Origin of the sequence: Kluyvera sichuanensis (assembly GCF_014218705.1) — a bacterium.
In the GTDB taxonomy this organism is placed as follows: Bacteria; Pseudomonadota; Gammaproteobacteria; order Enterobacterales; family Enterobacteriaceae; genus Kluyvera; species Kluyvera sichuanensis.
In genome coordinates this window covers 23,252-34,655 of the sequence record NZ_JABBJF010000041.1, presented here as the reverse complement: position 1 = coordinate 34,655, position 11,404 = coordinate 23,252, and the positions used below count along the sequence as shown (strand labels likewise).

10 protein-coding genes are annotated in these 11,404 nt (G+C 51.3%); 9 read left to right on the top strand and 1 reads right to left on the bottom strand.

Annotation, left to right across the window (positions count from 1 at the left end; genetic code table 11):
* Together HII27_RS24830 and tdk are read left to right on the top strand one after the other, a co-directional pair.
* Nucleotides 1-79 (top strand): IS1 family transposase (locus tag HII27_RS24830; RefSeq protein ID WP_001401901.1); only part of this gene is annotated, 79 nt, incomplete at its 5' end.
* A 375-nt stretch (nt 80-454) separates the two neighbouring features.
* Nucleotides 455-1,084: a thymidine kinase gene (tdk, locus tag HII27_RS24825; protein ID WP_185669969.1), complete on the top strand. Its 630-nt coding sequence runs from the start codon at nt 455-457 to the stop codon at nt 1,082-1,084.
* A 139-nt stretch (nt 1,085-1,223) separates the two neighbouring features.
* On the opposite strand, the gene adhE is transcribed toward tdk, so the two are convergent.
* The gene (gene adhE / locus HII27_RS24820; RefSeq protein ID WP_185669968.1) at nt 1,224-3,893 is read right to left on the bottom strand and encodes a bifunctional acetaldehyde-CoA/alcohol dehydrogenase; all 2,670 of its coding nucleotides are present in this window, start codon (nt 3,891-3,893) and stop codon (nt 1,224-1,226) included.
* A gap of 496 nt (nt 3,894-4,389) precedes the next feature.
* Here adhE and HII27_RS24815 point away from each other — a divergent pair, with 496 nt between their 5' ends.
* The 7 genes from HII27_RS24815 (at nt 4,390) to oppF (ending at nt 11,367) form a co-directional block, all read left to right on the top strand.
* Nucleotides 4,390-5,037, top strand: a complete 648-nt coding sequence (locus HII27_RS24815; protein WP_185669967.1) for a YchE family NAAT transporter — start codon at nt 4,390-4,392, stop codon at nt 5,035-5,037.
* A 591-nt stretch (nt 5,038-5,628) separates the two neighbouring features.
* Nucleotides 5,629-5,751: a hypothetical protein gene (locus HII27_RS27390; RefSeq protein WP_255581436.1), complete on the top strand. Its 123-nt coding sequence runs from the start codon at nt 5,629-5,631 to the stop codon at nt 5,749-5,751.
* A 47-nt stretch (nt 5,752-5,798) separates the two neighbouring features.
* Nucleotides 5,799-7,430: an oligopeptide ABC transporter substrate-binding protein OppA gene (oppA, locus tag HII27_RS24810; protein WP_185669966.1), complete on the top strand. Its 1,632-nt coding sequence runs from the start codon at nt 5,799-5,801 to the stop codon at nt 7,428-7,430.
* Between the two features lie 85 nt (nt 7,431-7,515).
* Nucleotides 7,516-8,436, top strand: coding sequence for an oligopeptide ABC transporter permease OppB (oppB, locus tag HII27_RS24805; protein ID WP_035896056.1), 921 nt, complete (start codon nt 7,516-7,518; stop codon nt 8,434-8,436).
* Nucleotides 8,437-8,450: 14 nt separating this feature from the next.
* Complete coding sequence (gene oppC, locus HII27_RS24800) at nt 8,451-9,359, top strand: oligopeptide ABC transporter permease OppC (RefSeq protein WP_185669965.1); 909 nt, start codon at nt 8,451-8,453, stop codon at nt 9,357-9,359.
* Between the two features lie 11 nt (nt 9,360-9,370).
* Nucleotides 9,371-10,366, top strand: coding sequence for an ABC transporter ATP-binding protein (gene oppD / locus HII27_RS24795; RefSeq protein WP_185669964.1), 996 nt, complete (start codon nt 9,371-9,373; stop codon nt 10,364-10,366).
* Nucleotides 10,363-11,367, top strand: coding sequence for a murein tripeptide/oligopeptide ABC transporter ATP-binding protein OppF (gene oppF, locus HII27_RS24790; protein WP_185669963.1), 1,005 nt, complete (start codon nt 10,363-10,365; stop codon nt 11,365-11,367). Before oppD ends, oppF begins: the two co-directional genes overlap by 4 nt.
* The last annotated feature ends 37 nt before the right edge of the window (nt 11,368-11,404 follow it).

The window sequence follows — 11,404 nt, the reverse complement described above, 5'->3', positions numbered from 1 at the left end:
GTCGCTGTCGTTCTCAAAATCGGTGGAGCTGCATGACAAAGTCATCGGGCATTATCTGAACATAAAACACTATCAATAAGTTGGAGTCATTACCGGACTTCGCTACACAAATTGTGGTGGATCACATTTTCTCTGCTGAACTCATTAATCTTTTCAACTATTAATCTGGCTAGCTATTTTTTTACCCTGTGATCATTACACCTACGCGCGCGCAGGGGGGCAAACGATTAAATAGTTCAGTTGAATGATGATGTTACGGGGGTGTGCTGCAACATTATGCAAGACGGCGTTGAGGTATTGTTTAATATTCTCAGTCTGCGTCGCGTATACCCGTACGCTGTGTTTCTCCCTATGTGGAGGTATACATAACGTCCAGATGACACAGGAAGCCAGGGGGCTAATATGGTACACTGCGCTCCGTTTAAAAAACGCATCGATTAGGACTCCTCAGCCAATGGCACAACTTTATTTCTACTACTCAGCAATGAATGCGGGCAAATCGACGGCACTTTTACAGTCGTCGTACAATTACCAGGAGCGGGGGATGCGCACCATCGTTTATACCGCTGAAATAGACGATCGCTTTGGTGCGGGTAAGGTCAGTTCGCGTATTGGCCTCTCATCGCCTGCAAAGCTGTTTAATCAAAACAGCCAGTTATTCGATGAAATTAACGCTGAGAACGCTCGTGAGGCGGTTAATTGCGTGCTGGTGGATGAATGCCAGTTTCTGACGCGTGAGCAGGTCTACGCGCTCTCTGACGTGGTGGATAATCTGGATATTCCGGTATTGTGCTATGGCCTAAGAACCGATTTCCGTGGCGAACTGTTTAGCGGTAGTCAGTACCTGCTGGCGCTCTCTGATAAGCTGGTTGAATTAAAAACGATTTGCTTCTGCGGGCGTAAGGCCAGCATGGTGCTGCGCCTCGATCAAGAAGGGCGTCCCTACAACGAAGGTGAGCAGGTGGTGATTGGCGGTAATGAGCGCTATGTCTCCGTTTGCCGTAAGCATTACAAAGAAGCGCTGGAAGAGGGCTCACTGGCCGTTATCCAGGATCAACACAATCATACCTGCCGTTCTTGTTAATCCCTTCCTGATGCGTTTCCTGCCGTTTTAGAGACGGGCAGGGAACGCGTTGCTTTTTTTATACCGTTTATCAGGCATAAAAAAAGCCCCATCAATGATGGGGCTTGTTCATTTTGCTTTTCAGCCAGAAATTAGCGGATTATTTCTTCGCTTTTTTCTCTGCTTTAGCTGGAGCGGCTTCTTTCTTCTCTTCTACAGCGCCTTCTACGAAGTTACGACCGTAGTAAGTATCCATCAGGATCTGTTTCAGTTCAGAAATCAGTGGGTAACGCGGGTTAGCACCGGTGCACTGGTCATCAAACGCATCTTCAGACAGTTTGTCAACGTGTGCCAGGAAGTCAGCTTCCTGTACGCCAGCTTCACGGATAGACTTAGGAATACCCAGTTCAGCTTTGATCTCTTCCAGCCAGCCCAGCAGTTTTTCGATTTTCGCTGCGGTACGGTCGCCCGGTGCAGACAGACCCAGATGGTCAGCGATTTCAGCGTAGCGACGACGTGCTTGTGGACGGTCGTACTGGCTGAATGCAGTCTGTTTGGTTGGGTTGTCGTTCGCGTTATAACGAATAACGTTGCTGATCAGCAGGGCGTTCGCCAGACCGTGAGGAATGTGGAACTGAGAGCCCAGCTTGTGCGCCATGGAGTGACATACACCCAGGAAGGCGTTCGCAAACGCGATACCTGCGATGGTGGCTGCACTGTGAACGCGCTCACGAGCTACCGGGTTCTTAGAACCTTCATGGTAGGACGCTGGCAGGTTTTCTTTCAGCAGTTTCAGAGCCTGCAGAGCCTGACCGTCGGAGAACTCGGAAGCCAGCACGGAAACGTAAGCTTCCAGGGCGTGAGTCACCGCATCCAGACCACCGAAAGCACACAGGGACTTCGGCATATCCATAACCAGGTTGGCATCAACAATCGCCATGTCTGGAGTCAGCGCGTAGTCAGCCAGTGGGTATTTCTGGCCAGTTGCGTCGTCGGTTACTACCGCAAACGGCGTCACTTCAGAACCGGTACCGGAAGTGGTGGTGATAGCAACCATTTTCGCTTTCACGCCCATTTTCGGGAACTTGTAGATACGTTTACGGATGTCCATAAAGCGCAGCGCCAGTTCTTCGAAGTGAGTTTCTGGGTGTTCGTACATGACCCACATGATTTTGGCTGCGTCCATCGGGGAACCGCCGCCCAGTGCGATGATCACGTCTGGTTTGAAGGAGTTCGCCAGCTCTGCACCTTTACGAACGATGGTCAGAGTCGGGTCAGCTTCAACTTCGAAGAACACGTCAGTTTCAACGCCAGCTGCTTTCAGTACAGAAGTGATCTGGTCTGCGTAGCCATTGTTGAACAGGAAGCGGTCGGTCACGATCAGCGCGCGTTTGTGGCCATCGGTAATCAGCTCATCTAACGCGATTGGCAGTGAGCCACGACGGAAGTAGATAGATTTCGGAAGTTTGTGCCACAACATGTTTTCAGCTCGCTTAGCAACGGTTTTCTTGTTGATCAGGTGCTTAGGACCAACGTTTTCAGAGATGGAGTTACCACCCCATGAACCACAACCCAGAGTCAGGGAAGGTGCGAGTTTGAAGTTGTAGAGGTCACCGATACCACCCTGGGAAGCAGGGGTGTTGATCAGGATACGCGCGGTTTTCATCTTCTGACCGAAGTGAGCAACGCGTTCTGGCTGGTTGTCCTGGTCGGTGTACAGGCAAGAGGTATGACCGATACCGCCCATCGCAACCAGTTTCTCAGCTTTCTCAACAGCATCGTTGAAGTCTTTTGCACGATACATCGCCAGAGTTGGAGACAGTTTTTCGTGTGCAAACGGTTCGCTTTCATCAACCACTTTCACTTCACCAATCAGGATCTTAGTGGTTGCCGGTACGGTGAAGCCCGCCAGTTCAGCAATTTTGTATGCTGGCTGACCAACGATAGCGGCGTTCAGCGCGCCATTTTTCAGGATGATGTCCTGAACGGCTTTCAGCTCTTTGCCCTGCAGCATGTAGCCGCCGTGGCTTGCGAAACGTTCGCGAACAGCATCGTAAACGGAGTCAACAACAACAACGGACTGTTCAGAAGCACAGATTACGCCGTTATCGAAGGTTTTAGACATCAGAACAGATGCCACAGCACGTTTGATATCAGCGGTTTCGTCGATAACCACAGGAGTGTTACCTGCGCCTACGCCGATAGCTGGTTTACCGGAGCTGTATGCTGCTTTAACCATGCCTGGACCACCGGTCGCGAGGATCAGGTTGATATCTGGGTGGTGCATCAGTGCATTGGACAGTTCTACAGACGGTTGGTCAATCCAGCCGATCAGATCTTTTGGTGCGCCAGCAGCGATTGCAGCCTGCAGAACGATATCTGCTGCTTTGTTGGTTGCATCTTTAGCACGTGGGTGCGGAGAGAAGATGATGGCGTTACGCGTCTTCAGGCTGATCAGCGATTTGAAGATAGCGGTAGAAGTTGGGTTAGTAGTCGGTACGATACCGCAGATGATGCCGATTGGTTCAGCAATGGTGATGGTACCGAAAGTGTCGTCTTCAGACAGAACACCACAGGTCTTTTCATCTTTATAGGCGTTGTAGATATATTCTGAAGCGAAGTGGTTTTTGATCACTTTGTCTTCAACAATACCCATGCCGGATTCGGCAACGGCCATTTTTGCGAGAGGGATTCGAGCATCTGCAGCGGCCAGAGCGGCGGCGCGGAAGATTTTGTCAACTTGCTCTTGAGTGAAACTGGCATATTCACGCTGGGCTTTTTTTACGCGCTCTACGAGTGCGTTAAGTTCAGCGACATTAGTAACAGCCATAATGCTCTCCTGATAATGTTAAACTTTTTTAGTGAATCATCTGCTCGACAAGTCAGTATAGACAAATCGCCTGCAGCTGGCGAAAAAGTTAAGGAAACAAGGTGTTATCCACGAACTGATTCACTGATTTACTAAAAGAGCTTCGATTTAGCCAAGGAGCTCACCGGCCAGGATACGCTATTTTTATGAAGGCGTTTCCCTTTCGGTGTAAGCAGATTACCCACTTCTGAGTACGATTTGCATGATCTAAATCAAGTTTAAGCCAAGCTGACACCTTTCAGCAGGGCGCTTTTAGCAAATTATAAATGCCGTTAATCAATCGTGAGTAGTTGTGGGCTTAACATTAGCATATTTTATACAACTCGGTAACACTCTGTTTTGTACCCGGTTTTATGGATAATTCAGATGAACCTAAAGCCTAAACAGGGTATTGTCAGCGCAAATTATGGTTTGCCGTTCGTCAACTACTAACTTTTAATGATGCTCTGGGGTTAACGTGATTCAAACGCTGTTTGATTTTCCTGTCTTCTTTAAGTTCTTTATCGGCCTGTTTGCGCTGGTCAACCCGGTGGGGCTGATTCCTGTTTTCATCAGTCTGACGAGCAATCAGACGGCGATGGTGCGAAATAAAACCAACCTGACGGCGAGCCTTTCCGTCGCCATTATCCTGCTGACGTCTTTATTCCTTGGCGACCTGATTCTGCAACTGTTTGGGATCTCCATTGATTCCTTCCGCATCGCCGGTGGGATTCTGGTGGTGAGCATCGCGATGTCGATGATTAGCGGCAAGCTAGGAGAGGACAAACAGAATAAGCAGGAGAAATCGGAAACCTCGGTGCGCGAAAGCCTGGGTGTGGTGCCGCTGGCTTTGCCGTTAATGGCCGGGCCGGGGGCGATCAGTTCGACCATTGTGTGGGGTACGCGCTTCCACTCTCTTCCTTATTTACTTGGCTTCTCGCTGTCCATCGCGCTGTTTGCATACTGCTGCTGGGGGATTTTCCGTATTTCGCCGTGGTTAGTGCGTATGCTGGGGCAGACGGGGATCAACGTGGTGACGCGTATAATGGGTCTGCTGCTGATGGCGCTCGGTATTGAGTTTATTGTGACCGGCATCAAATCTATCTTTCCCGGCCTGGTCGGTTAATTATGCTGCGGCGGTAGTGGCGTTGTGGTCGCGATTACCGCCGTGACTATCGGAAAAACATATTCTTAAACTTTTGTTGTAAGCTATACATAATTAATTTGAATGTTTTAAAAAATTGACTTTAATCAATCAGATACTCTCTCCACCTGTCTGCTTTCTCAGCAACTCATATGTTATTTCTCTCACACCATACTCTGGCGCTTGCTGTTAGATAATTGAAATGATATTAGTAATTTCAGTTTCAACGCAGAGTTATGTGCTAAAAAATAAGCAACCGTTAAATTTTCGTACAAAAAACGCACACCTTTGCAGAGCGCACATGTGCAGGGCGCTAGTTTTCATCTATCTAATTGAAAAATATTGATTTCAGATAGGTTAATTTTGCGATTACGCTACCGGGCAGCGCACAGTATGTTGAGCAAAAGAGAATTGCTTAACAAATTTGCAAATTATATTGGCGGCAGTGATAGGCATTTGGTACTTTCCGGCCTGAGTTATTCGCAAGATAAAATTTTGTAAACGGTAACTGTTTCTGGTTGTAAGCAGTTATTAACGGATAAGAAAAGTTTCCCGACAGGGGGGAAGCTTTTAATGAATCGACGTCAGGTTGCCAATAAGAGCAACCGTAATAAAAAAGTCGGTGATAGCAGCAGTAAAACGACCCGGCAGACGCAAAAATCTCCTGCGCTGTACGGGAACCCGAAACGGGATTAAACAGGCTGGCGTGAGTCAGTAATAATAATGAACGGAGTATCAACACAATGTCCATCATCACAAAAAAAAGCCTGGTTGCGGCAGGCATTCTTACCGCACTGATCGCGGGTAATGTCATGGCTGCAGATGTTCCTGCAGGCGTACAGTTGGCAAGCAAGCAGACGCTGGTGCGTAACAGTGGTGCAGAACCACAGTCCCTCGATCCGAATAAAATTGAAGGCGTTCCAGAGGCAAATATTAGCCGCGACCTGTTCGAAGGGTTGCTGAATACCTCTCCGAAAGACGGTCACCCGATTCCGGGCGTTGCAGAAAGCTGGGATAATAAAGACTTTAAAGTCTGGACATTCCATCTGCGTAAAGACGCTAAATGGTCTAACGGCCAACCGGTTACCGCACAAGATTTCGTCTATAGCTGGCAGCGTCTGGTGGATCCGAAAACCGCATCCCCATACGCCAGCTATCCGCAGTACGGTCATATCGTGAACGTTGATGATATTATCGACGGCAAAAAAGCGCCGAGCGAGCTGGGCGTGAAAGCGTTAGATGACCACACGCTGGAAGTCACTCTGAGTGAGCCAGTGCCTTACTTCTATAAACTGCTGGTTAACCCAGCAATGTCCCCGGTCTACAAGCCAGCGATTGAAAAATTCGGCGAAAAATGGACCCAGCCTGGCAACATCGTGACCAATGGCGCATACACCCTGAAAGATTGGGTTGTTAACGAGCGTATCGTGATGGAACGTAACCCACAGTACTGGGATAACGCCAAAACCGTCGTTGATGAAGTCACCTGGCTGCCAACGTCTTCTGAAGTTACCTACGTTAACCGCTATCGTAGCGGCGAGCTGGATATGACCTATAACCAGCTGCCAATTGAACTGTTCCAGAAGCTGAAAAAAGAGATCCCGAACGAAGTTCACGTCGATCCGTATCTGTGTACTTATTATTATGAAATTAACAACCAGAAAGCACCGTTTACCGACGCACGTGTTCGTACCGCGCTGAAGCTGGGTCTGGATCGCGATATTATCGCCAACAAAGTGAAAGGCCAGGGCGACCTGCCAGCCTATGGTTATACCCCTCCGTATACCGATGGCGCGAAGCTGACCGAACCAGAATGGTTCAAGTGGTCACAGGAAAAACGTAACGAAGAAGGTAAGAAACTGCTGGCCGAAGCGGGCTATACCGCGGATAAGCCGCTGACCTTCAACCTGCTGTACAACACTTCCGATCTGCACAAGAAGCTGGCGATTGCGGCGGCCTCGCTGTGGCGTAAAAACCTGGGCGTAGAAGTGAAGCTGGTGAACCAGGAATGGAAAACCTTCCTCGACACGCGTCACCAGGGGACTTACGACGTAGCACGCGCTGGCTGGTGTGCGGACTACAACGAACCAACTTCCTTCCTGAACACCATGCTGTCTGGTAGCTCTATGAACACTGCGCACTATAAGAGCGAAGCGTTCGATAAGATCATGGCTGAGTCAGTGAAAGCGTCTAACGAAGAGCAGCGTACTGCCGCGTATGCGAAAGCTGAACAACAGCTGGATAAAGATACCGCGATCGTACCGGTCTATTACTATGTGAACGCCCGTCTGGTGAAACCATGGGTTGGCGGCTACACCGGTAAAGACCCGATGGATAACGTTTATACTAAAGATCTCTACGTTATCAAGCATTAATGGCAATACGTGGGGCGAGTACTGGCTCGCCCCATCGTGTCTTATTTGAGAGCAGTGCAAAGGCACATGCCAGAAGGTACGGGCAATGTTAAAATTTATATTACGCCGCTGTCTGGAAGCGATTCCGACGCTATTTATTCTTATTACTATTTCCTTCTTTATGATGCGCCTTGCGCCGGGAAGCCCGTTTACGGGTGAGCGTACGCTCCCGCCGGAAGTGATGGCGAACATCGAAGCGAAATATCATTTAAACGATCCAATTCTGGTTCAGTACGGTAATTACCTGAAGCAGCTTGCTCACGGTGATTTCGGCCCTTCCTTTAAATACAAAGATTATACCGTTAACGATCTGGTGGCGGTGAGCTTCCCTGTATCGGCTAAATTGGGCGCCGCGGCGTTCCTGCTGGCCGTTATATTCGGAGTGACTGCCGGGGTTATTGCGGCTTTAAAACAGAACACCAAATGGGATTACGCGGTAATGGGGGTGGCAATGACCGGGGTGGTCATACCGAGCTTCGTTGTCGCACCGCTGTTGGTGATGATATTCGCGATCACGCTGCATTGGCTACCCGGTGGGGGCTGGAACGGCGGGGCGATTCAATTCATGATCCTGCCGATGGTAGCGCTCTCTCTGGCCTATATTGCCAGCATTGCGCGTATTACCCGCGGCTCAATGATTGAGGTTTTACATTCAAACTTCATCCGTACCGCACGGGCGAAAGGGTTACCGATGCGGCGGATTATTTTCCGCCATGCGTTAAAACCTGCGCTGTTGCCGGTGCTTTCTTATATGGGGCCAGCCTTCGTCGGTATCATTACCGGTTCGATGGTTATCGAGACAATCTACGGTTTGCCGGGGATTGGACAGCTGTTCGTTAACGGGGCGCTTAACCGCGATTACTCCCTGGTGTTGAGCCTGACCATTCTGGTTGGCGCACTAACGATCCTGTTTAACGCGGTGGTAGATGTACTCTACGCCGTGATTGACCCGAAAATCCGTTACTAAGGCTGGAGTTCGCCATGATGTTAAGTAAAAAAAACAGCGAGGCGCTGGAAAACTTCAGTGAGAAGCTGGAAGTTGAAGGGCGTAGCCTCTGGCAGGATGCGCGTCGACGCTTCATGCACAACCGCGCGGCGGTTGCCAGCCTGGTTGTGCTGGTCTTGATTGCACTGTTCGTAACGTTGGCACCTGTCGTGTCGCAGTTCTCCTACTTCGACACCGATTGGGGCATGATGTCCAACGCGCCGGATATGGCCTCAGGGCACTACTTCGGCACCGACTCCTCCGGGCGTGACCTGCTGGTTCGCGTCGCTATCGGTGGGCGTATTTCCCTGATGGTCGGGATCGCTGCGGCGCTGGTGGCCGTGATTGTTGGCACGTTGTATGGCTCACTGTCCGGTTATCTGGGCGGTAAAGTCGATTCGGTGATGATGCGCCTGCTGGAAATCCTCAACTCCTTCCCGTTCATGTTCTTTGTGATCCTGCTGGTGACCTTCTTTGGGCAAAACATCCTGCTGATCTTCGTGGCTATCGGGATGGTGTCCTGGCTGGATATGGCGCGTATCGTGCGTGGCCAGACCCTCAGTCTTAAGCGCAAAGAGTTTATCGAAGCGGCACAGGTCGGCGGTGTATCGACCGTCAATATCGTGGTTCGCCATATCGTGCCGAACGTGCTGGGTGTGGTGGTGGTTTACGCCTCGCTGCTGGTGCCGAGCATGATCCTGTTTGAATCTTTCCTGAGCTTCCTCGGCCTGGGTACCCAGGAGCCGTTGAGTAGCTGGGGTGCGTTATTAAGCGATGGCGCGAACTCAATGGAAGTATCGCCGTGGCTGCTGCTGTTCCCGGCGGGATTCCTGGTTGTGACCCTGTTCTGTTTTAACTTTATCGGCGATGGCCTGCGTGATGCCCTCGACCCGAAAGACCGTTAAGGAGAGTTGCCATGAGCACAATTGAAACGGCAACGGCATCTGAGCGGTTGCTTAGCGTTAAAGACCTGCGTGTCACCTTTAAAACCCCGGACGGCGATGTGACCGCCGTGAACGACCTCAACTTCAGCCTGCGTGCGGGCGAAACGCTGGGGATTGTTGGCGAGTCGGGTTCCGGTAAGTCGCAGACTGCGTTTGCGCTGATGGGGCTGCTGGCCAGTAACGGGCGTATTGGTGGTTCGGCGCTGTTTAACGGTAAAGAGATCCTTAACCTGCCTGAACATCAGCTTAACAAGCTGCGCGCCGAGCAGATCTCGATGATTTTCCAGGACCCAATGACCTCGCTGAACCCGTATATGCGCGTCGGCGAGCAGTTAATGGAAGTTCTGATGCTGCATAAAGGCATGGGCAAGGCCGAAGCGTTTGAAGAGTCGGTCAGAATGCTGGACGCGGTCAAAATGCCGGAAGCGCGTAAGCGCATGAAAATGTACCCGCACGAGTTCTCCGGCGGTATGCGTCAGCGCGTGATGATCGCCATGGCGCTGCTGTGTCGACCAAAACTGCTGATTGCCGATGAACCAACCACCGCGCTGGACGTGACCGTTCAGGCGCAAATTATGACCTTGTTGAACGAGCTGAAGCGCGAGTTCAATACGGCGATTATCATGATCACCCACGATCTGGGCGTTGTTGCCGGGATCTGCGATAAGGTGCTGGTGATGTACGCCGGGCGGACCATGGAATACGGTAAGGCGCGCGATGTGTTCTATCAGCCTGCACACCCGTATTCTATTGGCTTGCTGAATGCCGTTCCACGTCTTGATGCCGAGGGTGAGTCGCTGCTGACTATCCCTGGTAACCCACCAAACCTGCTGCGCCTGCCGACCGGTTGCCCGTTCCAACCTCGCTGTCCACATGCGATGGAGGCCTGCAATAGCGCGCCGCCGCTGGAAGAGTTTGCGCCGGGCCGTTTACGTGCCTGCTTTAGAAACGTGGGGGAACTGGTATGAGCACCGTGACTGACGAAAGAAAAGTGCTGCTCGAAATTGCGGACTTAAAGGTCCACTTCGAGATCAAAGATGGGAAACAGTGGTTCTGGCAGCCGCCAAAAACGTTGAAAGCAGTCGACGGCGTGACCCTGCGTCTGTATGAAGGCGAAACGCTGGGCGTGGTGGGTGAGTCAGGCTGCGGGAAGTCAACCTTCGCGCGCGCCATTATCGGCCTGGTGAAGGCAACGGAAGGCAAAGTGGCCTGGCTTGGTAAAGACCTGCTGGGGATGAAACCGGATGAGTGGCGCGCCGTGCGCAGCGATATTCAGATGATTTTCCAGGATCCGCTGGCCTCGCTGAACCCGCGTATGACCATCGGCGAAATCATCGCCGAGCCGCTGCGTACCTACTATCCGAAGATGCCGCGTCAGGAAGTGCGCGACAAAGTGAAAACCATGATGATGAAGGTGGGGCTTCTGCCGAACCTCGTCAACCGTTATCCGCATGAGTTTTCCGGTGGTCAGTGTCAGCGTATCGGTATTGCCCGCGCGCTGATCCTCGAGCCGAAGCTGATCATCTGTGATGAGCCGGTGTCGGCGCTGGACGTTTCAATCCAGGCGCAGGTGGTGAACCTGCTGCAGCAACTGCAACGTGAGATGGGGCTGTCGCTTATCTTCATCGCCCACGATCTGGCGGTGGTGAAGCATATCTCTGACCGCGTACTGGTGATGTATCTGGGGCATGCGGTGGAGCTTGGTACCTACGATGAGGTGTACAACAATCCACTTCATCCGTACACCAGGGCGCTGATGTCCGCGGTGCCGGTTCCGGACCCGGATCTAGAGCAGAACAAAACTATCCAACTGCTGGAAGGGGAACTGCCGTCGCCGATTAACCCGCCGTCCGGCTGCGTATTCCGTACGCGCTGTCCGCTGGCTGGGCCAGAATGTGCGAAAACGCGTCCACTTCTGGAAGGGAGTTTCCGCCACGCGGTTTCCTGTCTCAAGGTTGACCCGTTATAATCGTCAGGGCTGGCAAGTTGCCAGCCCTTTTATTTTG

What these genes read in the sequence shown, in the direction of transcription:
- oppD (WP_185669964.1), top strand. Translation starts at nt 9,371, where the DNA reads ATGAGCACAATTGAAACGGCAACGGCATCTGAGCGGTTGCTTAGCGTT.
- HII27_RS27390 (WP_255581436.1), top strand. Translation starts at nt 5,629, where the DNA reads ATGAATCGACGTCAGGTTGCCAATAAGAGCAACCGTAATAAAAAAGTC.
- tdk (WP_185669969.1), top strand. Translation starts at nt 455, where the DNA reads ATGGCACAACTTTATTTCTACTACTCAGCAATGAATGCGGGCAAATCG.
- oppB (WP_035896056.1), top strand. Translation starts at nt 7,516, where the DNA reads ATGTTAAAATTTATATTACGCCGCTGTCTGGAAGCGATTCCGACGCTA.
- oppC (WP_185669965.1), top strand. Translation starts at nt 8,451, where the DNA reads ATGATGTTAAGTAAAAAAAACAGCGAGGCGCTGGAAAACTTCAGTGAG.
- oppA (WP_185669966.1), top strand. Translation starts at nt 5,799, where the DNA reads ATGTCCATCATCACAAAAAAAAGCCTGGTTGCGGCAGGCATTCTTACC.
- oppF (WP_185669963.1), top strand. Translation starts at nt 10,363, where the DNA reads ATGAGCACCGTGACTGACGAAAGAAAAGTGCTGCTCGAAATTGCGGAC.
- adhE (WP_185669968.1), bottom strand. Translation starts at nt 3,893, where the DNA reads ATGGCTGTTACTAATGTCGCTGAACTTAACGCACTCGTAGAGCGCGTA.